The organism is Niallia sp. 01092, assembly GCF_052318935.1.
In the GTDB taxonomy this organism is placed as follows: domain Bacteria; phylum Bacillota; class Bacilli; order Bacillales; family Cytobacillaceae; genus Niallia.
In genome coordinates, this window is record NZ_JBQRKO010000013.1 from 94,482 (window position 1) to 118,313 (window position 23,832).

A 23,832-nucleotide genomic window follows, 5' to 3' on the forward strand; every position below is an offset into this window, starting at 1 on the left:
CTCATAGTCTGTCAGTCATGACGTATGCAGGAGTATTGACGGGATGGTTTCAGGAAACATGGTTCCGTCATTCCCATCCTCCGTTGCTTCTCCATTAGTAATAAATTTAAAAACATAACATTAATTCGCTTCTAGTTTTTCAAGTTTTTGCTTATGAAAGCCCTTCACAATTAACCAGATTGCCAAACTCATCTCATAAATGCCCACGGGTAGAGCAAGGAGTCCTTTTACTGCAGAGAAAGGCTCTACAATGCCAAACATTTCTAGTAAGCCAGCTATGAATACTAAAACAGCTGTAATCATACCAAATAGCGCTAACTGTTTGGGCACTAAACCTGTTCTAAAGAGTAAATAACTATACATGATTGTATTTATGCCCAACATGAAATTCGGACCTAACATAAAAGTCCAACGATGAAAACCTTGCAACACTAAACCTAGAGTGAGAAGATTTTCTTCACTCGCTAAACCCTCTGCTGCATAATATATACTTAAATGCAATAATCCTAGTATACTTACCACACCTATTGCAATAAAAACAGCTTCCATAAATCGAAAACAAAGGTACCCTAATGCAATATGTTCATTCCAACGTCGAATATAAGGAAACAGCATAACCGCTGTCCCAATTGCCGTCACTACGAGCAAAAGATCATTTATTACACCGACCAAAACCTTCGTTTTAAATCCATTCGCCACAGTCTTATACCATTGCTCTGACAATACGGGTTCATAAAAGACAACAGCTATGATTGAAGCAACCGCAGCTACTATATAAAAAATACCTATTATAATTCCATTTCTTCTGTCTTGTGTCATTATTTTACCTCCTAGAAATAATTACTTACCAAAGTTCATATGTTAAACTAGTTATAAAATATTTTGAAAAACACTTGATATAGGGTGATATCATGGAACACTATGAAGTAATAGAAGATGCTTTAATATATATTGAGAAAAATATACAACAGCCTTTATCACTGGAGTCTGTTGCCAATACCTTCAACATGTCCAAATACTATTTTCATAGACTTTTTTCTGCCATGATGGGTTGTTCATTAAACAATTACATACTATCCAGAAGATTGAATACATCACTAACATTTATTCAGAACGATAACTTATCTCTAACAGAGATTGCTTATCAGCTCAACTTTGGAACTCCATCATCATTCACCCGCGCTTTCAAACGCCAATACGGTATAGCTCCAAGCACGTTAAGGGCAAAAGGTCAGACCATATCTCAGGTGCCTATACCAGCAGTCGTGAATAGATCCATTAAAAACATCAATGGTGATGTTGTTACCGACTTCACCTTGACGGAATTCGAAACAATTACAATATGTGGCGTAGCCTTTGAAGTTGATCTAGCTACTGACGATTACAAAACGAAGATTCGTTCTTATTCAAACATGCTCTTGAATGACATTGATGCAACAATAAATGGTTCATGTTATGTCATCTATTCAAACTGTCAACCAAATTCAACCCGTTTTAAGGTTTTGTTCGGGATTCCGCATGATATACAAATAGATAAACCCCATTATTTTACCGTTGATGTCCCGAAACTCTTTTGTGCCAAATTCAAATATTTTGGTGATCTTCTTGAGATAGGAGATGTTTTCATTACCGATTTTGCAAGGTTTTTAAAAATTTCAAAGCATGAAACGGAGAATTCACATATCGAACTTATACAAGTTTTTGATAACCTTCATAATCTTAATTCAGCCTATCACATCTATGTACCTATCAAAAAACTGCCTATTGATTCAGAATTTTAATTTCGCTTTACTCCTTCATTCTATTTCTTTTATTTATTTTGATATTAATAAATTAACAAAATATTGTTCGATAGACTTTCCAAATCTTGCTGTAATAAGTTAGAATCAGAATAATTTTCTGTAACGAAAAAAGGCACCTCTTTTGAGATGCCTATAAGTCGACTATTATAGCTATTTTCTTGTTCAGCAAAATAAAGTGTCCATCCTACCAATCTCCTCTTCACCAATTATAATGTCACTAAATATTCACATAAGAAAATAGAAACATAAATAGTAATTAGTACTCAGCAGACTGAATACACGTAGACTCCTGTGGGAATGCGAGAAAGACTGAGCGTATGCGACGAGGAGGCTCGACGCTCGCTAAACGGACGAAGTGTATTCAGGCTGCGCGTCTAAAAGCAACAATCTATAATATAAAGAATGGAGTATCATGTTTAAAATATATTTACAAACCGCTGGTCGGTTTGTATAATGCAATTAAGCTTATGATCATTTATAAAGAAAGGAGTAAAAATGAAGAGGGAACAAAAACGACAGCAGACAAAAAAATTATTGTTGGATACGACTGAAGCGCTCATTCGGGAGAAGGGATGCAGTCAAACAACATTAAATGACATTATGGAGCGCTCAGGGCTTTCCAAAGGAGCGATCTTTCATTATGTCAAAGGGAAAGACGAATTATTTGCCCTCGTTCTTGAAGCTAGTCTTAAGGAGACAAATAGCCGTTTTTTTGATGCGATTCTGGAAAAAGGAAGGCAGTTTGAAGCTCCAATGCAGGTGATTGCCAATCAATTGTCGACCCTAGCTGATCCTAATAATGTTACGAATCGAATCTTCGTTTATCTGCTTGGAAAGAGTGATCAACCAGCAGTAAGTGAAGTGATTCAGCAATTTTACGAGCAAGCGGTGCAAACGTCTAAGCAATGGATCGTGATTGGACAAGAAAATGACGTTATTTCCCATAATATAAATGCCGAGAAAACAGCGGAGTTATTTGTATTGTTATCGTATGGATACCGTATGCGGACATCATTCCAATCGGATCTTACTACATTTGGAATTTCTGATTTTGCCGGTTTTATCGTCGATATGCTAAAGCCAAAAAATAAATAGAAAGGCAGGCGAAATAGCAGCTACCTTGCTGCCGATCGTTGTCTTATACTTAATGATTTATACACCTTATTAGTAAAGGAGAGAGGATGAATGGCTCCATTTTTCGTGCTTGTTGGCTCGTTCTTATTGTTTCGTGTATTGGGAATCGTCGGATTGTCTTATTTTGATCATTGGGTCATAGCCTTAAAATTTGCGGTCGCATGTATGTTTCTTTTAACAGCATCTGCCCATTGGGGGAAAAGGCGTCCTGATTTAATCAAGATGGTTCCACCGTTGCTTCCGAAACCTGATTTATTGGTTACACTGACCGGTTGTATTGAATTGATTGGGGCAATTGGTATTATTCTTCCTGCTGCATCAAAGTTTGCTTCTATCAGTCTTTCGCTTTTGCTTTTGGCGATGTTTCCAGCGAATATACGTGCCGCAAAAGAAGGGCTTGCGATTGCAGGAAAGCCCGCAACACCGATCGTGCTTCGGACCATCCTGCAAATCATTTTCTTAGCCGCTGTATTACTTGCAGGATTTGCGGATTAATGAGGTCAGAATCACTAGTGTTCGAAAAAGAAAAAATGAATAAGAAAAGTATAGGTCAAGAAATGGTTTTTCATCAATGTCTTTCTTTTTCTAACTTTACTAGTGCTTGAATGGTTTCTTCAATACCTTTTTTATACGGAGTAGCCGGAATCGGTCCGACAAGCCGTTCGTATTTGCTTCCATCTAAAATGACTGGCTCCTCTGTTAAATACAGCATTTCGACAATCTCGCGAATAATCGGGTTAAACATGCCGATAAAAGTTAACGATGCTTTTCGTAATGGAATGATGGGCTTCGCGATCCCTCTTGCTTTTTGAGCAAGTTGAACAAACTCTCTACCTGATATAACACCAGCACTCGGAATGTTCCAATTATGACCGTAGGCCTCATCCTTGCTCGCTAGTTGGACAATCATAACAGCAGCATCAGGCAAATAGACGTATTCACGCGGTACGGTCATATTTCCAATGAACATTGCTGTTTTGCCTTCTGCAATAGCTTCCATTGTCATTCCCAAATAGGAGCTTTTGTTTGCGGTAGGGCCGTAATAATCTGGCAGCCTTACAATGAGACGCTTCGACTGATTCCAACGGGAATGAAAGATTAGCTTTTCGAATTCGAGCTTCACTTTCCCTTTTTTCGTATGGGGATTTTTAGGATGTTCTTCATTAACATATTTTGTCTCAGCACGCCCATAAGGATAGATGCCATCTACAAATACAACTTTCGTCCTCAGTTTGCTGGCTGCTTCAAGAACAGTCTTTCCTAAAGGGAGCTGCTGGTCTTCCATTTTGTTGTACGGAACCGCTGCACATTGAAAAATCACATCTGCTTCCAATGCTGCTTTATAAACATCCTCTACTTGAAAAACATCTCCAGTCTGAAGAGTCAGATGCTCTGGATTCCCGTAAGACTCTTTTAGCTTAATGAGTTTATCCAATGAACGTCCAAAAGCAATGGTAGGGATGTCTCTTTTCATTAATTCCCCAACAATTGCCGACCCTGTTCCGCCTGTCGCTCCTAATACGATTGCTTTTTCCATCGTTATTTGCACACTCCTTATTTTTATAGTTAGTGATTAATCAATCACTATTTTTGATTAAAAAATAGACGCTTTTATTCGTCTATTTTCATTAGCTCTGGCAAATGCAGCGACATGGATATATTGCACAGCATGCCTTTCGCCAGAAACAGCAAAGTTCGTTCTCCAGGATTTGTGATGCCAGCATCATGGAAAGCCTTATATACCATTTGCCTGATTTCTCTGAATCCCTCCTGCATTACCTGCATAATCGAGTTCTCTTGAATAGACTGTGCCTGCATTTGTAAGAGAATTTCATTGCGATGAGCATTCATGATCTGTTCATAAGAGGCAATTAGTTCACCTTCTAACCGGTTGGCTGGAGCTGAATCAATGACTTTACGGAAAGAATCCATGATCCGTTTCCATGATACTTTTAACGCTTCGATCAGCAGCTCCTCTTTAGTAGAAAAAAACTTGAACACATATGGCTGAGAAATTTCGGCTCTCTCAGCAACTTTTGCTGTAGTAGCCCTGTAGTAGCCCATTTCGGCAAAAATCTCAATCGCTGCCGAAATGATTTGTGATTGACGATTGGCTGAAGTTGCAGATGGTTTCGGCATGGTCGTTCATCCTCTATTTTTTAGATTAATAATTAGTGATTGATCAATCACTAATTGTAGTATAGTTTATTTTTCTCTGGTATACAAGAGGAAACGCAAAAATTTATTAATTGTCTTCTCAAACTTCGCAGTTATAAATTCCTCTTCATGTATTGCCATAACTTGGTTTAGAGCAATTAGAAAAGGGTGATTGATTAGTCTTTTAGGGTGTTTTTTTTGCAAACATTATTCCTTACAAATAGGGGCTTACTTTCCGTTTCAGGTACTCGCTTTCCGTGGGGCGTGCGATGAGCCTCCTCGGCGCTTGCGCCTGCGGGGTCTCATCTAACCCGCTAATCCCACAGGAGTCTCGCACCTTCCACTTCAATTAAGCCGTTTTATCAATTAGTTGTTGTCGCTGAACTGGTGAAAACACCCACCTTATAGAAATAGACTCAAGCGGCACTTTTTGGTAGAACAACGTTGAATAATAACATGAAAAAAATCAACGCTACTATTGTTTAGCAATAATACCTTGCAATGAAATTCGAAAACAAGAACTTATTTTAAAACAAGTTGCTTGTAACGGAGGGTGCGAAGACTCCTGCGGGAAATGTGGGAAGGCTGAGACCCCGCAAGGCAAAGCCGAGGAGGCTCAGCTCCCACCCCGCGGAAAGCGAAGCAACCCGTAGTGGAAAGCAACCTCAACAATAAAAAACAAGCTTCCCTTTTTATTGTTCTAAACCGAGTCATATCAAGATTTGCAAACGAATTTAAAGGTACGAAGTTTGAGTTGTCTTTCATTGAACTCTCTATAAAATTTGTTTATGGTGAATATAGTTGAAAAAATTATAAAGGAATAGAGGAGTGTGGATAGTATGATTCATCATTTTGATGAAATAGTAAATCGTCGAAATACCTATTCTGTAAAATGGGATGGCGGCAAAATCATTAAGGCAATGAAGCTGACAGAAAGATTTGATGACGACACAATCCCATTATTTATTGCCGATATGGATTTGCCTGTTCCGCAAAGCTTAGTAGATGCTTTGCATAAAACCGTTGATAACAGGATATACGGTTATTCTCTTTTTCCTGATGAATATTATCATGCTATCCAAAACTGGTTTAAAAAAAGGCATGATTGGGATATAAAAAAAGAAGAGATTGTCTACAGTCCTGGAACAGTTCATGCAATTAATATGGCAGTACGGGCATTCACAGAAGAGGGGGATGGTATTATTATTCAGCGTCCTGTGTATCCTCCATTTACGTTTGCTATTGAAAATAATAATCGAAAGCTGTTAAATAATTCACTTGTATGTAATAGTGAAGGTTATTACACCATCGATTTTGATGATTTTGAAGAAAAGGCAAAAGAAAGTACGACGAAAATGTTTATAATGTGCAATCCTCATAATCCTACGGGAAGAATTTTTAACGAGGAAGAGTTGAAAAAATTATCTAAAATTTGCACAGAGAACAATGTGTTAATTGTGGCAGATGAAATACACGGTGATTTAATTAGAAGGGATCAAACATTTATTCCAATAGCAAAAATTGCAGAAAATAATGATCATATTATCACTTGTACAGCGATTAATAAAACCTTTAATGTAGCGGGACTTCATTGTACTAATATGGTCATTCCAAATCTTAAGCTGCGAAATAGATTGAAGAAAACAATGGGGCATCAAATGGCATCTCCTTTTACCATTGCAGCGCTTATCGCTGTATACAATGATGGGGAAGAATGGCTGGAAGATGTAAAAGAGTATATTGACGGTACGATGGTAATGGTAAAAGAGTTTTTAGCTGAAAAAATGCCAAAGGTAAAAGTGGCTATTCCAGAAGGAACATATATTATGTGGCTGGATTTCAGCGGATACGGCATTTCACCAGAAGAAGTACATGATCGCATCTACAACAAAGCCAACGTTTTATTAGAAGATGGCAGCATGTTTGGCGAAGAAGGGATTTCTCACCAAAGAATTTGCATTCCATCTCCTAGACCGATAGTAAAAGAGGCGTTGGAGAGGATCTCCAGAGAGTTTGAGGATTTAGCATAGGGGTCTGACCCCTAAAAAAGATCGCTCCAGTTCATAAACTGGAGCGATCTTTTATACTATCTTATCGCATATGCAGTTCGTTTGGATGTGGTCCTTTGCGTCTATCTTTATTTAATGCATTAATTTGGCTCATTTCTTCTGCAGTTAGTTCGAAGTCAAACACGTTAAAGTTTTCTTCGATTCTTGATGGGGTTACAGATTTAGGGATGACAATCGAATTATTTTGCAAATGCCAGCGAAGTACTGCTTGAGCTGGAGTTTTGCCATGGGACTCCGCAATCTTTTTAATCACTTCGTCTTGCAGCACTTCTCCACCTTGGTCAAGAGGACTCCATGCTTCCACAAAGATATCATATTTTGCACAAAATTCCTTCAGCTCATTTTGCGATAGATATGGATGACATTCAACTTGGTTTAATACAGGCTTTACTTCACATTCTTTTAAAATTCGTTCTAAGTGTTCGATTTCGAAGTTGCAAACGCCAATTGCTTTTACTCGTCCATCTTTATAAAGCTTTTCTAATGCTTTATATGTATCTACATATTCATCAAATTCAGGAGTAGGCCAGTGAATTAAATATAAATCAACATAATCAAGGCCTAATCTTTCTAAGCTTTCATCAAATGCGCGCAGTGTATTTTCATAGCCTTGATCACTATTCCAAACTTTTGTCGTAATAAATAATTCTTCATGAGGAACGGAAGCTTCTTTAATTGCTTTCCCAACGCCTGCTTCATTTTTATAAATCATGGCTGTATCAATGGATGTATAACCGACTTCGATTGCTTTTGCAACTGCAGTGGTCGCTTGTTCATCTTCCACTTGCCAAACTCCAAATCCAAGCTGAGGCATTTTTAAACCGTTGTTTAATGTAACAAAATTCATTTTACACTCTCCTTTTGCATTTGAGTTCACTTACAGTCTATCTTTCACCGATATAAATTTCAAATATAAGGTTCTCATTATTTGTAAAATTTCAGTCAACATTAAAATGGGGACTAGAATACTAATTTTAATCCATGACAACGATCTTCAGCTGTTGTACCAATTGGCGATGTAAAAATTAAAATGACCACAGTACTCAAGAATACTATGGCCATTGAATAATCTATTAACTATTTCTTTGTATAAACGAAAGTATACTATCCATCGGCCTCTCCAGTACGCAACTTAATTGCAGATCTTGCATACCCTGATTTACTTTTAATTTTTCCGTAAACTGTAGAGTACTGTGTTAATGTACCTGTCGATTTTCTTTTATATGGTTTAAAAACTATATAACCAGCCTGACCTTTATTAATTGTAAATGAATATGTACTTGAAGAAGACTTTGCCGAAGTTAAAGAAAAACTAGCACCTGTATCTATAGCTTTAATTTCTGATGATGCACTTACACTATAAGATTTAGAAACAGTTGCTTGCCATTGTTTATCAACTCTACAACTTGAAGTAGTACAATCTATACTTGCTGAAACTTTGATAGGGTTGCCATAATACTTTGTTGCTGAACTCTCTTTATAAACCCAAGTTCTTAAATCAACATCAGCATAAGGAGTTATTGTAGGATCTTGTGGAGTTTTGTCTGTACTAATAAACTCGTTCGCTAAATCCTCTTTTTCTGTTAAATTAGTAGATTCTTTGTACTCTTCTTCAGAAACAGGAACAAGTCCATTTTCAGTTGTTTTAAAAGGTGTTATTTCAGCACCTAATTCCTCATCATAGAATTTTTCAACATTTGGTTGGCTAAGATTGATATTTTGTTCTTCTTCTGCTGCATACCCTTTTGACGCAGTTCCAAATGAAAGGCTTATTCCCAAAGCAAGTGCAGTTAAAAGAACAGCAAACTTCTTAGATTTCAATATAAAATTCCCCCTTCAAAGTTAATATATAAAAAAATTAACAAAAAAGGTTTTATATGTAAAAGCATTTTTTGATAGCATTATTCTAAACTAGGAACTAATAGATAATATATTTTTGATTTTTTATTAATATGAGGAACTATATTTTCATCAGTTTCAGTCTCGATTATAATGTTTTTTGAGTCTGCGATTCCAGCATATAATTTATATTTATTACCAGAAGGAGTCTTAACGTCACCTGAGATAGTAGTGGAAGTTTTATCAGCAGTGTTATAAATAACAGTATCATCACCATTTTTGTTCCAAATAAATTTTTTATCTTTCCAAGTTAAAGTACCAGTACCTACACCTATTTCCTCGTTCTTTTTAAATTTATATACTACAACTTTTTCATTATCGACTAACTTTGTTTCATCTATGATCTCTACAATATTAGGTGTTTGCTTTTTGGCATACTCTAAAGCTTCTTGTTCAGTATCAAACTGTTTTCCTGTTTCTTTTAAGGAATCTACATTTGTTTTCTCTAATCTATTATTATTAGTAATAATAAATATTCCCGAAACTATAACCAAAGCAATTAAAATGAAAGAGATAATAAACTTCTTCTGCATAAAAATCCCCCAATTTATAAAAATTTGCAATATTAGTAATTTTAACAAGTCAGAGTGTCGAATTAAAGGGTAATTGGAAAAAGTAATCATATCTTTAAAATACTGTTGCTTTTATGTAACATTTAAGCCTTCAGGCTCTAACGTAAAATACTTAAAATTAGACTTGCAATTCTATCAAGTAAATGTATATCATATACACTTCTAGTTGGCAGCAAAGAAAAAAGTAAAAGGCAGAATTCATCCATCTTCGGGCAAATTCTGCCTTTTTCAGTTTGGGAAATAGTAAAAAAGCAGTATATAAAATCAGTCAATTTCTGTTTAGGATTATTGTTATTTCTTACATTCATTTTACCAACGCATTTAATGTGATAATTCCATATCTCATCTATCTCTTCGTTTTTCATGCATGTACTTCATCCATTTTTTCAATTTATAACTAAAGAGAAAGTATCCGATAAAAGAGATGGCAGTTATTCCGGCAGACAGCTTCCAAATGAGAGCGTTAGAGATATAGATGCCTGCTATAACCCCTGCTAACCCAAATAATATTAATTGGAAAAGATGTTTTTTATTATTTTCATAAATCGTAAATTGAAATTGTCTTCTTTGCTCCATCTCCTTTAACTGTTCTAATTTTTGTGGTGTATTTAAAAATTCCGTAACAGAATGAAAAATTTTAAAGATCGGCTGCGACTGAATCCATTGCCAAACAAAGGCCCATTTCTGACTTCCTTGTTTGTTTAACCATTCCATAAAAACAGGTTTTCCTAAGTCGATGAGTTCTTCCTCTGGTGCTAGATTGAGGATAATTCCTTCAATCGTTACGAAGGAGCGGCCTAAAAAGACAAATCTTGTTGGAATCTGAATGGGCAGTGCTTGAATGATATCGTTCATCTCCAATTTTAATGCCAGTAGATCCATTTCTTTTAATTGGGAGGGCTCAAAGGACATAAATTCAGCTAATAATCGTTCCATCGTTCTTGATTCTGCTTCAGGGAGCAAAAATCCTAAATGTGATAAGCAATCAACTGCTTTAGCATAATTTTTTGAAAGAAAACTTTCTATTAATGCTTGAAAATAAATCGCATCCTTTTTGGTAATCTCTCCGATCATTCCAAAATCAAGTAAGATGATCTTTCCTTCCTTTGATACAAGAATATTTCCTGGATGTGGATCTGCATGAAATAAACCAGGCTCGAGCCATTGGGGAAGGAACACCTTGATAAGCCTTTGAGCCAACTCTTGTCGACTTACTGCTAGCTCATCTAAAGCTTCCGTATTGGTGATTCGTGTTCCTTCTACCCATTCCATCACAAGTATATTGGACGTGCTAAGTTCAGAATAAATAGAAGGAATCTGTACGATCTCCACCTCTTTAAATCGCTCTTTAAAATACAGGATGGTTTCGAGTTCCTTGGAATAGTCAAGCTCACGTTCAATTACTTCTTTTAGTTCCTTCAATAGGACTTTAAAATTAATAAACCCTTTTGGAATCGGAACAAGGTGATCAGCAAACCAAATGATTATACCTAAAATACGAAAATCCGTTTGTATAATGGAATCGATAGAGGGACGCTTTACTTTAATCGCAACTTCTGTTCCATCTGTCAAAATCCCTTTATAAACTTCTCCAATCGATGCGGAGGCAATAGCTGTTTTTTCAATGGAAAGAAAATGTTGATTAATGGATGTTCCCCATTCTGCTTCCAGAATTTCCTGAATCTCACTCCAGTTGGAAGGAGGAACTTTATCGGTAAGATCTTCGATTTGACGTATAAATGCCTTAGGAAGCAAATCAGCACGAGTGCTGAGAATTTGCCCGATTTTAATAAGCAAACCTTCTAACTCAAACAAAGTTTTTCGAAAGCGTTCTCCTATTTTCCCCCAAAGGTTTTCCCATTCCTCTTTCGGCTTTCTTCGGATTTTATACCAGTAAATTTGAAGGAAGATGATAAAGGACATAGAAAGCACCTTTGACATTCGCATCAGCTTATTTCTTGTTTTCATTATCAATCGTCTCTTTTCTTCTTGTTTTTTAAACGGTTAAGTAAATTCGTATTTCTAACTACGATTCATAATAATCTTTAGCAACTAAAACGGGCTAACTTTTGGGGAAAATTATTTGCTAAGCGGCACTAGTTCCCTTTTTCGTATTTAATTTAAAAAACCATTTCATCATTGGAGGGGTTACAATGGTTGTCACAAGTACCACCACAACAATCACGGCAAACATGTCTTGACTTAGCAGCTTTGATTCTAAGCCAATAGCTGCAATAATTAATGCTACTTCCCCACGGGAAACCATTGCTGCACCTATTCCCATTGAGCTGTTCCAGCCAAATCCAGCTGCTTTCGCACCAATAGCAGCACCAATTAACTTAGTTAAAATAGCTAATATACTAAGGATAATGATAAGCCCTATATTTTTTGTGATCCCAGTAAATTGTGCTGTAATACCGATTGAAGTAAAAAATACAGGAACAAAGATGGAATAACTGATTGTTTCCACTTTCTCAAAAACTTCATGTTTGAAATCTGTTACACTAATGGCTACGCCGGCAATATATGCACCAATGATCGCAGCAACCCCCGTAAATTCTGCTAAGTAAGCATAAACAAAACAGATAATAAGAGCAGACGAAATGACTGTTTCTGTTACTTTTAACGTGGAAAACTTGTTTAAAAACCAAGGAATTACTTTCCAGCCAATAAGGATGGCTCCTGCAAAGAATAAAACTTTCTTTAAAATAACAGTTGTTAATTGAACATCCCCACCAGCAAAACTCATTAAGAATGCCAATGCAATGATAACTACCACATCATCAATTACAGCTGCTCCTAATATAGTCATTCCTTCAGGTGTTTTTAATCGGTTCATCTCTTTTAGTGCCTGAACAGATATACTTACACTTGTTGCAGACAGCAATAGTCCTAAGAACCAAGATTCCATCGTTGTTAGATTTAATAGGGTACCAGCAAAATAACCTAAACCAAGTGGGATAAGAATCCCACCAAAACCTACAAAAGTAGAGGCTTTGCCAGTTCGCTTAAATTCATCTATATCCGTTTCCAATCCAGCAATAAACATTAATAATATAACACCTATTTGACTAAATTCAGCTAATGTTTCTGTCTCAGTCACTAATCCTAATATTGATGGACCAAGCACAATTCCAATTAGGAGTTTTCCAAGAACGGAAGGCTGCCCTAATCTCACACTAAGGCTGCCAGCTATTTTTGAGGCAATTAAAATAATGGCTAATTGAAGTATTAACACGTAAATTACCACCTTTCGCATGATTTTTTTATAAAAAAATACAAAAAGAGCCCGACAACCAAAGGACATAAAAATCCCTTGGTGACAGGCTCCTCCAAGTGCACTCTGTATTTTATTATTTATATTGTATCATATTTAGGGGCTAAAAGGGGAATTTTTTGTAATTTTTCATTTAAAGATAAAAAAGCATATATTTAGCTCAAAAGTATTAGTGAATGCTAGCAAAGGATAATAAGGAAGAAGCATAAGTAAGTTTATTTTATTTTTTTGCAATCTTTTTATAGATATCTTTTTGAGAAATTTCCATGAATAAATGTTGGTTTTCAATATAGTTAAAATTAAATTGACTATATAAGCCATGGGCATCCATAGTAGCCAATAATATTCTTCGTACTTCTTGAATTTCTGGATAGTTTATCATGGTATGCACTAGCCATTTACCTAAACCTAAACCTCTACATTCTGGTAATATGAATACATCCGCTAAATAAGCAAAAGTAGATAAATCTGTAATGATTCTTCCAAACCCTACTTGCCTCATTAACTTCTTTGAAGGATTTTCTTCTTCGAACACACCAAAAACAATGGAATTTTCAATCGATTTATTTACTAAATGTCTAGGTATTTCTTTTGACCAATAAGCTTCATTATGTAAATAATTAAAAATCATTTCTTTGTCCAAAGAATTTTTATCAGTCTCTATTTGAAACCCTTCTACACTGTATGGACACATAAATTTTCCTCCTTAAGCAAAGTGAGCAGCCGCTTATATAAATACAATCCTATCATATTTAAATTGAAATAAATACCAATATCAATTTGGCAAAAATAAAATAGTAATAGTTTATGTGAGAAATAAAGTTAAGAGGTGAAATAGTAGGATTGTATATAATGCAGCATTTGATACTTCCAAATGGCCTCCTTCATTTGCATTCGTTCAAGGGAGGCACGTAAGAAATACTTAATTAAGCGACCCATTATAAAAAGCGCAACGGCGGGGAAAAGGAGAGGCGGAGAAAAGAACTCCGTACCGCGGAAATAAAAAATATTGTAGCTCTTGTGCGAAAAGACTCAGTTTATTTGAAATGATAGGGTTCATTAAAAATATCATCCCTTTAAATGTTCATATTCTTTCTTTGTTTAGTGCTTGTCAAAAACAAAAGCCCCCTACTTAATTTTTGTTTAGTAGGGGAGTTTCAAGTATATTTATTCTTCGTGTTTTAATATTATACGTTCGTTTAATGGTTGAATGTCACGATTATTATTATTGTAATAGCTTTGGAAAGCTTCTATTTGTGCTTTTGAAACTTCTACTGGGTTTTTCATGATATACCATTCAACATTTTCTGAAAGTGGGGGAGTAGTCAATGAACCAAGGTAGTGATAATAACTTTTGTTGGAAGGAACCATTGTAGCAATATTGATTTCACCAACAGAAGTGTTTTTGTCCCCTTTTTTAATGCTATTTATCACTTTTTTAAATCCTTGGTTTTCTGCCCCTTCTTTGAAGAACACACCAATTACAGCTAGACGACCGTCTTGTGCTTTATTTACAAAATGAGCTTCAATTGGATATTCCTTACCATCAATTTTATGCTCACTAGGTGCATGAAAATGGAATTGTGTTAAATCAAAGTTGCGACCATCGATTTTTGCTGTCCCATTAACGTCTACTTGGATACTGTGGCCATTGTCCACTTCATCAAGTACAGCACTATTATAGTTAAGTTCGATTGCTCCACTGTCTTTCATTTTCTGTGTCTTAGTTGTGTCAATGTCGATTGGTGATTGTGTATCGCCTGATTCAAACTCCCAATTTTTTTGATCTTTGTAATTCACTTCATGTGCAGCAGTTTTCTTTTCTTCTTTTTCTTTTGTGTCTGTTGAAGTCATGTTACTACATCCTGTGATAAGTAGGGAAGATGTCAGTAAACATATCCATATAAATTTTACTTTCATGTTAAAGCCTCTTTTCTTAAAGATGATGATAGTATACTCTTTAGCAATAATTGTCACAATATGTTAATGTGAAATTAGGCCAAAAGATCCCCACACCTTCTAAAAACGCAATCATTTCCATGATGTCACTATAAATAGCGTTTTTTGAATAATTTTCCTTAGCTTGATGAGCATGGGGTTGGAGCATTCATTGGTAATAGGCATAGAGATTTTTGACCAGTCCCTAATTTAGTAGTTCTACGTCAATAATCTCTACTTTACCGGGATCTTTTGAACTTACTACTGCAGATTTCATGATAAACCCTCCTCTGAAGTTAAAAAATGTGATATATTTCACAATTTAATTATATAACTTTTTCCAAATAAACAACCCATATCCTAAATTGTTCAAAATTCTTTAACAAAACGGTTAGAAGGGTCGGACCCAATGTCATCAATCTAAACTTCAAAAAACAGGGGAATATGTAACTAAATAGGAAGTAAGGGTTTCCGTTCTGTTCTCCGAGGCTTCAAACAAACATTACTCTATCTTATATTTCCACTTATTGGTGCTGGGTTTATTGGTTGGCTGTTAACCCTTTAGTGCAGCAGCTAACTCTATGTATTAAATCAATTTTATGAAAAAAGTATATTTTATCCTTTAAATCTAGTTAGTTTTATATTTTCATCGTTCTCTTTTTTTTCTTTTTTTACAGAGTGGCCAATTGCAAAGCGTAATAGTCTTAGCGCAATATAAAATCCAAAAAACATAAGAAATCCATAAATGCCGACTACTGCATCAGCAAATTCCATATTGCCTCTACCTGTTATCCCTTGCTGTATTTCTATCGCAAATACTAAAACTAAAATTAACGTAAAAGTATAAATAAAGGAAATGCTTGTAATACTCCATTTTGCCAACTTTTTAAAAATAGCATGAACGATAAAAAAAGAAATGATTCCAATTACTCCAATTATCCATAGATGCAGATCCTTATCTGTAGCCTCCCAACCAATTCGAACTGCTATTTTCATAATCACATCATGCATAATATTTACTATTTCTGAAATAATCTTAATTATTTCTCTCATATTAACCTGGTCATATTAAAGTATAACAATTAATACCAAAACGTATTAAATTGACCAGGATTCACCTCCTTTTTCCGTGTTTTAATACCAATAAATTTTGTTGAATCTCCAAATTAATTTTAAAGGTTTTATCCCATATCTTTTCAGAATCTGCCCATCTATTGTTGTCATATTAAACTGTTTTCTTTCTGGGTATAAAGCGGTTATAAATCCAACATATTTTTCGCCATTTCTTTTGGTATAACAAACATAATCTCGATGCTTAAAACCTTCTACTTCTTTTGTTTTAGCTTGCTCTTTCTACGCATTGGTTTTATTACCCAGTCCTTTATTTCACACTTAGCCTTAGTGACCTCTAAATTTGTTGTAACAATGGCATCATTGCTGTGACTCTTTTCAATATTCCAATCAATCCGTTTATTCGCTGTGTCTCCTCCTGTTGTGAGGGTTAAAGGAGCCACCTTTTTTAATTCTTTCCGCAAATGCTTTTTCCCTTGCATCACATGCATAGCCGCTTTATAATCAATCTTTTTTCCATCAATGAGGGCATAAAATCGTTCGGCATGGTTCATTTCTTCCCCGTTAATCTGGTTATGGCAGGAGCTGCACAAAGTAATGAGATTTAAAATTGAATCCGCTCCTTTTAAACGTCTCGGTGTAATATGATGAACCTCTAATCTGCAATCGTTTTTCCCACAGCTTTGACATGTATACTGATCACGCATGAGGGCAGCGATCCGTAAACGTTCATCTAAACGGTTTGATTTTTGATAGTGCCATCGATATAGTTTTTTTCCTTCTCTTAATGCCCGAATATCGATTTGCACATCCTCTAAATAAATATGATCTATTTGGCACCATTGTGTTAATTTTTTGATGACACGAAGTGTGGCTTCTTTCTTTTGTTTAATACTAGGGGGGATTCTTCCTTTTCTTTTCGATACACAGCGATTATCGAATCGTTTTTTTCGATATTTTTTATGCGATCTTCTGTATTTTCGATGACCTCTCCTTACATCTATTTTGTCTTTGACATCTTGTCTATGCTCGATCGTCCCTTTAAACACTGGTTTGTTTTTGGTTGCACAATCTTGAACCAAAGCAATTCCTGTATACTTAGCTCCATCATCAATGCCTAGTGTAATCGGTGTTTTATCTATTTCCCCAAGTGGAATCTCTTTTAATAATTGAATCACCATTGGAAACTTATTGACTAGTTTCGCTCGATTTTTTCGAATTAAGTACCAGCCTTTGTTTTCTTTTGTCGGGCTCAAACGTTGACCGTTTAAGTCTAGTACAAAGCAATAAGAAGTCATCTCTGACCAACCTCCAAAAGGGTATTTTCCTTCTTGCTAAAGTCAAAGGGCGGACATGTGTTTTTGGTGTTTCGCTTCCATAACCTATGGCTAGCTTTCTTCCTCAACACTCACAGATCAGGAGACTGAAAGAACATCTCACCGGATACATTCCGTCAGGTGTGTTTTTACCGAACCCCTTCAACGTAGTTCATCGTGCTATCTTTCTTTCGAGAGACTACACTCACTTAAGCTGGAAAGCAATCAACCCTCCATAACCAAACCAAATGTTACGATTTGTTATGGTTTAATAATAGCTGTTGATAGCTCCTTTAAACCGTTGATTAATTATTGATTCATCCTTAGTTGTCAGTGAAAATTTAGGCTAGTTTTTTATATCATATCAAACAAGCGACATTTAGACAGTCTCGAAAAGGGGCCAAAGGACAAAATAGAGGTGAATATCCATTGAAGATGGACATTTTGTTATTGATGCGGTTACTGCAGTGTATGGAAATAGGGGGCTATGTATGAAGCGGGTCTCTCTAAACAGAAAATAATAACCGACTCCAAGATCAAAGGATGACGGTTATTATTTATCATAGGTGGTGACGGATGGGGGGTTAGATTTTATGCAGATCTATCACCATACGTCCATTTATTTTTCCTGCTTCCATTTCTTCAAAAATATCATTTATTTCATGTAGACATCTAGTTTGTACAATTGGAACTACTTTTCCTTCTGCACCAAACTGGAAAGCTTCCTCTAAGTCTTTCCTTGTCCCCACTAAAGATCCTACTATTTGAATTCCATCTAGCACTGTTTTCACAATTTCTAGATCCATCGTTTCTGGTGGCAATCCAACAGCGACTACTTTAGATGCCGCACGGACAGAGTTTACAGCCTCGTTAAACGCTACTTTTGAAACTGCTGTAACTACCGCCGCATGTGATCCTCCTACTTTTTCTTGAATCCACTCACCTGCATCCCCATCTTTTAGAGGGTTGCAAACAAGGTCTGCACCTATATTTTTTGCTAGTTCTAATTTATCGTCATTAATATCTATCGCAATCACTTTTGCATTAAATACATTTTTCGCATATTGAATAGCAAGGTTGCCTAATCCACCGCAGCCATAAATCGCAATCCATTGGCCCGGTTTAATATCAGAAACTTTAATGGCTTTATAACATGTTACACCAGCACAGGTTATACTGCTTGCTTGAGCAGGGTCTAATCCATCAGGTACTTTGACAGCATAGTCAGCGGCTACGATGCATTGTTGTGCCATTGCACCATCTACAGTAAATCCGGCATTTTTTACACTTCTGCAAAAGGTTTCTCTACCTGTCAGACAATATTCACAAGTGCCACATCCTTCATAGAACCAAGCGACGCTAACACGATCTCCAACTTTTAAGCTTGTGACATCATCTGCAATTTCTTTTACAATGCCAATGCCCTCATGTCCAGGAATTCGGCCCGGTACTTCTCCAAAATCACCCTTTACTACATGTAAATCTGTGTGGCAAACACCACAATATTCAATATCAACTAATGCTTGACCAGTCCCTAATTTAGGTAGTTCTACGTCAATAATATCCACTTTACCACGATTTTTTGAACTTACTACTGCTGCCTTCATCATAAACCCTCCTCTGAAGATAAAATATGTGAATAGTTTCACAAATTAATTATATATCCTTTTTTTAAATACACAATCCATATCCTAAATTGTTCAAAATTCTTTAACAAAGCGGTTAGAACGTAAAAAAAGATGATAAATATTTCTTTTGAGGCAGCTCTTTTTACCTTTCATTTTGTCTCTTTTTGTTGCAATTTGTCCTAAAGAAAAAAGCTGTATGGAGAAAATATATAGTAGAATAGTTATGTAATAGTTTTTGGCAAATGTCCGCAATGGCAGGGGAAGATAAGGGAGAATCGTGCCCTTAAATTTAAAGTAAGGGGAGAAAAAGGTTGGATAAAACACAATTTCCTATATTTAAATTACAGGAGAAGCATACTAATTCATGGTTTTGTATTGCTCCAAAACGTGGAGGCATTGTTACTAGTATTGGCATAAGCGGTGAAGAGGTACTTTATTTAAATGAAGAAACTTTCCACAATAGCGAAAGTAATGTGCGTGGCGGTATACCTATTCTTTTTCCTATTTGTGATCGTCTAAAAGATGAAACATATACGTTGAATGATAAGGAATATAAGATGAAGAATCATGGTTTTGCTAGGAATTTGCCTTGGTCTGTTGAAAAAATAGACGAGGATAATAGTGCCATTACGCTTGTACTAGAGAGCAATGCCTATACAAAGCAGCAATATCCATTTGATTTCAAATTAACATTTGAATTTGTTTTAGAAGATGGAGTATTTATCATAAAACAAAGTTATCACAATAAATCAGACGAAAAGCTGCCCTTTTATGCAGGTTTCCACCCATATTTTAAAGCAGTTAACAAAAACTTATATTATCAATCAGATACTAAAACGTATTTAGATGTAAACGATGGAAAGACAAAGTCTGTTAACGGTTCGTTAGATTTAACAGATACAATAGAATCGCTTATTTTATTAGACAGCCAGCAGAAAAGCATTGGTTTTCCATTTAGTAAGGATAAGGAGCTTCTAATTGAATATGGAGAAGTATTTAAATATGTCACGCTTTGGTCAGAGCCAGGCAAACCATTTATTTGTGTAGAGCCGTGGATGGCAAAACCTAACGCTTTTAATACAAAGGAAGATGTGCAATACATACAACCGAATGAAACGTTGCATACTTTTTTCAAAATAAGTTTAAAGGATATAGATTAAAAAGGGGTCAGTCCCAATGTCATCAATCTAAGTTACAAAAAACAGGAAAATATGTGGCTAATTAGGAAGTAAGGGTTTCCGTTCTGTTCTCAGAGGCTTACCGCTCGCTTTCCACGGGGCGAGAGCCGAGCCTCCTCGTCGCTTTGCTCCTGTGGGGTCTCGTCTTTCTCGCTAATCCCGTAGGAGTCGAGCGGACACCTCTCCAAACAAATATATCTCATAGTTTACAATTTATAGAATCTTAAGTTGATGACATTGGGTTAGACCCCATAAGGCCAGGAGAAATATCTTTAGCTCACCGAGGTGTTTTGTTTCTAGATGAAATGGCTGAGTTCTCTAAGAAAACATTAGAAATGTTAAGACAACCAATTGAAACAGGAAAGGTAACCATAAGTCGAGTACGTTCCACTGTAACATATCCTGCTTCTTTTCTGTTGATTGGTGCTATGAACCTTTGTCCATGTGGATATTTAGGATCAAAATCCCATTACTGTAGTTGTACTTCTAAGCAAATTACATCTTATCAAAATCGTATTTCTGGACCTATCCGTGACAGATTTGATATTTCTCTTAGCTTACAATCTATTCCTATCGAAAAAAATACTGAATTGGTTCGTGAATCTTCCGATGAGATTAGAAAGAGAGTCATTTTAGCACGGGAACGACAATACGAGAGATATGGCAGCGAGATATGCAATGGCAGAATTTCCTATGAAACCCTTATGAAAACAAATAATTTTTCAGAAAAAATAAAGCATATGATTAAACAAATGACGCTGAAAAAGAAATGGAGTAACCGAGTTCAAATTAAAATTATTCGTATCGTACGAACTATATCAGATCTGAAAGGAGAACAACAACTATCAGAAGAAACACTATGGGAATCGATGTCCCTAAGCAGAACACAGGATGAACAACTAATAAAAAGGAGAAACAAAGGATAAGAGAGTCTTAATCCTCCGATTCTATTCAATAAATTACTCGATGTTCCAATTACAGTCCCTCATTGCAAATCCAAAAAATCCACTAAATTTTGAAAGAATAAATAGACGAATGTCGATTTTTGCAATAAAATGGAATAATAATACATTCTGATGAGAAAGTGAGAGCTGTATGAGAGCGAAAAAGAAAAGCAAGAAGAAAAAGGTTATGTTCACTATTTTATCGATATTGGCTGTTCTTGTTGTTGCTGTTGGTGCTTATTTCTATTATTTATACGATAATGTCGAAAAAGCAGTCGATGAGATGTATAAACCAATTGAAAAGGAATCAAAAGCTGAAACAAAACAAAAGCAAGAAACGATTAATAAAAGCGAACCTATTTCTATTCTGCTTATGGGAGTGGATGAGAGAAAAGGGGATGTTGGCAGATCAGATACACTTATTGCTATGACGTTAAATCCAGCTAAAGAAAAAATGCAAATGATTAGTATTCCTCGTGATACAAAAACAGAAATTGTTGGCAGAGGAACGGTAAATAAAATTAATGCAGCTTATGCGTATGGCGGCGTGAAAATGGCAAAGGATACAGTCGAAGCGTTTACTGGCGTGAAGATGGATTATTATATTCAAGTAAATATGGAAGCACTTAGCGCACTAGTAGATGCGGTTGGCGGCATAACCGTACAAAACGACCTCGATTGGATAGATGAAGGGTATTATAAAAAAGGGTATCATTATGAAAAAGGTCAACTGCAGTTAGATGGGCCAAAAGCTTTAGGATTTGTCCGCATGCGCCATCTCGATCCAAATGGGGATTTTGGCAGAAATGAACGACAAAGGGAAGTAATAAACGGCATCATCGATAAAGCAACAAGCGTATCCTCTGTCACCCATTTTAATGATATACTAGCGGCTCTTGGTGAAAATGTAAAAACAAATATTGCGTTTGATCAAATGATGGATATCCAAAAAAATTATCGTAATGTTCGTAATGATATCGAACAATATGAAGTAAAAGGACAAGGCACTCCTCCTGGTCAAACATACTATCTGAACGTTTCAGAGGAAGAAAAAACAAAGGTGCATAATATGCTAAGTGAGAATTTAGCGAAGTAAGTAGAAGGTAACGGAAAGTGAAAAGAACTTTCTCGTTGCCTTTTTTTATGCTCCTAGCAATTTTATTAAAAAATAACTCATCTTATAATATGAATAATTTGGTTATTTTAATAGTAGTAAATGAAAAATTGGAAAGAAAATTCTATCATTTCGAAATAGATACCAATACTTGTATATTCATTTCATGATGACAACCTGAATCATGAGAATCACTCTTTTTTCACAAATCTAGTGATGGGAAAACATTTATGGAGACAGACTTAAGTTTATATTAACAGGCATGTATTCGTGAATGTTTTCTTTTTTTGCGTTGATTCATTAAAAAAATATGATTATAATTATAATTTGTTAGACGTCCTACATCTTATATTAAAAATAGATAGAAAAATACTAGATGGAGTTCGGATAACCAAATCAGTTCTAGTAAATTTCAAAAGGAATGTTTACTGGAATAGTATCAAGAGACTTGCAAATTTCAATGTGGAGGCATTTATGAAATATTTAATAGGAATTTTAGGATTGTTAGTTGTTTTTGGATTAGCTTTTCTAGCAAGTAATAATCGTAAACAAATCAAATATAAGCCGTTAATTCTTATGGTTGGTATTCAGCTGTGTTTAGCAATACTGCTGTTGAATACAAAGTTCGGATTGACTATTATTAATGCAATTGCAAATGTATTCACTAAATTGCTTGGATATGCAAATGAAGGAATACAGTTTGTTTTTGGTGGTCTTGCAAATGAAGGATCCATGTCATTTTTCCTTAATGTTTTACTTCCAATCGTCTTTGTCTCATTATTAATTGGAATACTTCAGTATGTTAAAATCTTGCCATTCGTAATGAAATGGATTGGTTTCGGGCTTAGCAAGATTAACGGCATGGGGAAATTAGAATCTTATAATGCAGTAGCTTCCTTGATGGTTGGACAATCTGAAGTGTTCATCACCATTAAAAAACAGCTTGGCAAATTGCCGGCAAATCGTCTTTATACGCTGTGTGCTTCTGCCATGTCAACTGTTTCAATGGGTATTGTCGGTGCATATATGACCATGATCGAACCGAAGTATGTGGTAACTGCAATTGTTCTAAATTTATTTGGGGGATTTATTATTGCTTCTATTATTAATCCATATACTACGAACGAAAAAGAAGACATTTTAGAAGTGAAAGAAGAAGAAAAACAGTCTTTCTTTGAAATGGTAGGAGAATATATTTTAGATGGATTTAAAGTAGCCATTATTGTTGGCGCGATGCTAATTGGCTTTGTAGCATTAATGGCATTAATCAATAATGTATTTGAAATGATATTTGGTCTTTCCTTCCAGAATTTGCTTGGCTATGTATTTGCACCATTTGCTTTTATTATGGGTATTCCAGCAGAAGAGGTAGTACGTGCAGGCGGCATTATGGCTACAAAATTAGTGACAAACGAATTCGTTGCCATGATGAATTTATCGGAAATGGCTTCACAATTTAGTGCAAAAACATTAGGGATTGTCTCTGTATTTTTAGTATCGTTCGCTAACTTCTCTTCTATCGGGATTATAGCAGGGGCGGTAAAAGGTTTAGACGAAAACCAAGGGAATGTTGTGGCTCGTTTTGGTCTTCGCTTGTTGTACGGCGCAACCCTTGTTAGTATTTTATCAGCAGTTATTGTTAGTTTTATTCTGTAAAATTTATATAGAAAAATAGTAGCTAAGAAAAACAGAGAACGTTTTTCTTAGCTTATTTTATGTAAAAGGTTTGTGAA

At 35.6% G+C, this 23,832-nt stretch carries 22 protein-coding genes; 8 read left to right on the plus strand and 14 right to left on the minus strand.

The window, feature by feature from the left end:
* Positions 1-120 precede the first annotated feature (120 nt).
* Complete coding sequence (locus ACTXGU_RS13750; protein ID WP_443482094.1) at positions 121-819, minus strand: DUF4386 domain-containing protein; 699 nt, start codon at positions 817-819, stop codon at positions 121-123.
* 92 nt (positions 820-911) lie between these two features.
* Here ACTXGU_RS13750 and ACTXGU_RS13755 point away from each other — a divergent pair, with 92 nt between their 5' ends.
* Complete coding sequence (locus tag ACTXGU_RS13755; protein WP_443482095.1) at positions 912-1,781, plus strand: helix-turn-helix domain-containing protein; 870 nt, start codon at positions 912-914, stop codon at positions 1,779-1,781.
* 44 nt (positions 1,782-1,825) lie between these two features.
* Here ACTXGU_RS13755 and ACTXGU_RS13760 read toward each other — a convergent pair whose 3' ends face one another.
* Entirely contained in the window at positions 1,826-1,993 is a 168-nt protein-coding gene (locus tag ACTXGU_RS13760; protein ID WP_443482096.1) for a hypothetical protein, read from the minus strand.
* Positions 1,994-2,297: 304 nt separating this feature from the next.
* Here ACTXGU_RS13760 and ACTXGU_RS13765 point away from each other — a divergent pair, with 304 nt between their 5' ends.
* Positions 2,298-2,897 carry a TetR/AcrR family transcriptional regulator gene (locus tag ACTXGU_RS13765; RefSeq protein ID WP_443482097.1) on the plus strand — a complete coding sequence of 200 codons (600 nt, stop codon included), beginning with the start codon at positions 2,298-2,300 and terminating at the stop codon, positions 2,895-2,897.
* Positions 2,898-2,987: 90 nt separating this feature from the next.
* A complete protein-coding gene (locus tag ACTXGU_RS13770) occupies positions 2,988-3,431 on the plus strand; it encodes a DoxX family protein (protein WP_443482098.1) in 444 nt (147 codons plus the stop codon).
* A 73-nt stretch (positions 3,432-3,504) separates the two neighbouring features.
* Here ACTXGU_RS13770 and ACTXGU_RS13775 read toward each other — a convergent pair whose 3' ends face one another.
* Complete coding sequence (locus tag ACTXGU_RS13775; protein WP_443482099.1) at positions 3,505-4,473, minus strand: NAD-dependent epimerase/dehydratase family protein; 969 nt, start codon at positions 4,471-4,473, stop codon at positions 3,505-3,507.
* Between the two features lie 74 nt (positions 4,474-4,547).
* Positions 4,548-5,075 (minus strand): TetR/AcrR family transcriptional regulator, encoded by a 528-nt coding sequence (locus ACTXGU_RS13780; protein ID WP_443482100.1) that lies wholly within the window; start codon positions 5,073-5,075, stop codon positions 4,548-4,550.
* Positions 5,076-5,932: 857 nt separating this feature from the next.
* On the opposite strand from ACTXGU_RS13780, the gene ACTXGU_RS13785 reads away from it, so the two are divergent.
* Positions 5,933-7,123: a MalY/PatB family protein gene (locus ACTXGU_RS13785; RefSeq protein WP_443482101.1), complete on the plus strand. Its 1,191-nt coding sequence runs from the start codon at positions 5,933-5,935 to the stop codon at positions 7,121-7,123.
* A 61-nt stretch (positions 7,124-7,184) separates the two neighbouring features.
* On the opposite strand, the gene ACTXGU_RS13790 is transcribed toward ACTXGU_RS13785, so the two are convergent.
* From ACTXGU_RS13790 to adhP, 10 genes are all read right to left on the minus strand, one after another.
* Positions 7,185-8,009 carry an aldo/keto reductase gene (locus tag ACTXGU_RS13790; protein WP_443482102.1) on the minus strand — a complete coding sequence of 275 codons (825 nt, stop codon included), beginning with the start codon at positions 8,007-8,009 and terminating at the stop codon, positions 7,185-7,187.
* 257 nt (positions 8,010-8,266) lie between these two features.
* Positions 8,267-8,983: a DUF6060 domain-containing protein gene (locus ACTXGU_RS13795; RefSeq protein WP_443482103.1), complete on the minus strand. Its 717-nt coding sequence runs from the start codon at positions 8,981-8,983 to the stop codon at positions 8,267-8,269.
* A gap of 80 nt (positions 8,984-9,063) precedes the next feature.
* The gene (locus ACTXGU_RS13800) at positions 9,064-9,594 is read right to left on the minus strand and encodes a hypothetical protein (protein ID WP_443482104.1); all 531 of its coding nucleotides are present in this window, start codon (positions 9,592-9,594) and stop codon (positions 9,064-9,066) included.
* Positions 9,595-9,975: 381 nt separating this feature from the next.
* Positions 9,976-11,601 (minus strand): ABC1 kinase family protein, encoded by a 1,626-nt coding sequence (locus ACTXGU_RS13805; protein WP_443482105.1) that lies wholly within the window; start codon positions 11,599-11,601, stop codon positions 9,976-9,978.
* Between the two features lie 118 nt (positions 11,602-11,719).
* Positions 11,720-12,871 carry a cation:proton antiporter gene (locus ACTXGU_RS13810; RefSeq protein WP_443482106.1) on the minus strand — a complete coding sequence of 384 codons (1,152 nt, stop codon included), beginning with the start codon at positions 12,869-12,871 and terminating at the stop codon, positions 11,720-11,722.
* Positions 12,872-13,130: 259 nt separating this feature from the next.
* On the minus strand, positions 13,131-13,604 hold the full coding sequence (locus ACTXGU_RS13815; RefSeq protein WP_443482107.1) for a GNAT family N-acetyltransferase: 474 nt from the start codon (positions 13,602-13,604) through the stop codon (positions 13,131-13,133).
* Between the two features lie 473 nt (positions 13,605-14,077).
* Entirely contained in the window at positions 14,078-14,764 is a 687-nt protein-coding gene (locus ACTXGU_RS13820; RefSeq protein ID WP_443482108.1) for a carbonic anhydrase, read from the minus strand.
* A 699-nt stretch (positions 14,765-15,463) separates the two neighbouring features.
* Positions 15,464-15,901, minus strand: a complete 438-nt coding sequence (locus tag ACTXGU_RS13825; RefSeq protein ID WP_443482109.1) for a hypothetical protein — start codon at positions 15,899-15,901, stop codon at positions 15,464-15,466.
* 272 nt (positions 15,902-16,173) lie between these two features.
* Entirely contained in the window at positions 16,174-17,217 is a 1,044-nt protein-coding gene (gene iscB / locus ACTXGU_RS13830) for an RNA-guided endonuclease IscB (RefSeq protein ID WP_443482110.1), read from the minus strand.
* A gap of 602 nt (positions 17,218-17,819) precedes the next feature.
* Positions 17,820-18,842 carry an alcohol dehydrogenase AdhP gene (gene adhP, locus ACTXGU_RS13835; RefSeq protein ID WP_443482111.1) on the minus strand — a complete coding sequence of 341 codons (1,023 nt, stop codon included), beginning with the start codon at positions 18,840-18,842 and terminating at the stop codon, positions 17,820-17,822.
* Positions 18,843-19,174: 332 nt separating this feature from the next.
* Here adhP and ACTXGU_RS13840 point away from each other — a divergent pair, with 332 nt between their 5' ends.
* The 4 genes from ACTXGU_RS13840 to ACTXGU_RS13855 all read left to right on the plus strand — a co-directional run bounded on the left by ACTXGU_RS13840 (position 19,175) and on the right by ACTXGU_RS13855 (position 23,755).
* Positions 19,175-20,023 carry an aldose epimerase family protein gene (locus ACTXGU_RS13840; RefSeq protein ID WP_443482112.1) on the plus strand — a complete coding sequence of 283 codons (849 nt, stop codon included), beginning with the start codon at positions 19,175-19,177 and terminating at the stop codon, positions 20,021-20,023.
* A gap of 308 nt (positions 20,024-20,331) precedes the next feature.
* On the plus strand, positions 20,332-20,967 hold the full coding sequence (locus tag ACTXGU_RS13845; protein WP_443482113.1) for an ATP-binding protein: 636 nt from the start codon (positions 20,332-20,334) through the stop codon (positions 20,965-20,967).
* A gap of 169 nt (positions 20,968-21,136) precedes the next feature.
* On the plus strand, positions 21,137-22,081 hold the full coding sequence (locus ACTXGU_RS13850; RefSeq protein ID WP_443482114.1) for an LCP family glycopolymer transferase: 945 nt from the start codon (positions 21,137-21,139) through the stop codon (positions 22,079-22,081).
* A 492-nt stretch (positions 22,082-22,573) separates the two neighbouring features.
* On the plus strand, positions 22,574-23,755 hold the full coding sequence (locus ACTXGU_RS13855) for a NupC/NupG family nucleoside CNT transporter (protein WP_443482115.1): 1,182 nt from the start codon (positions 22,574-22,576) through the stop codon (positions 23,753-23,755).
* Positions 23,756-23,832 lie beyond the last annotated feature (77 nt).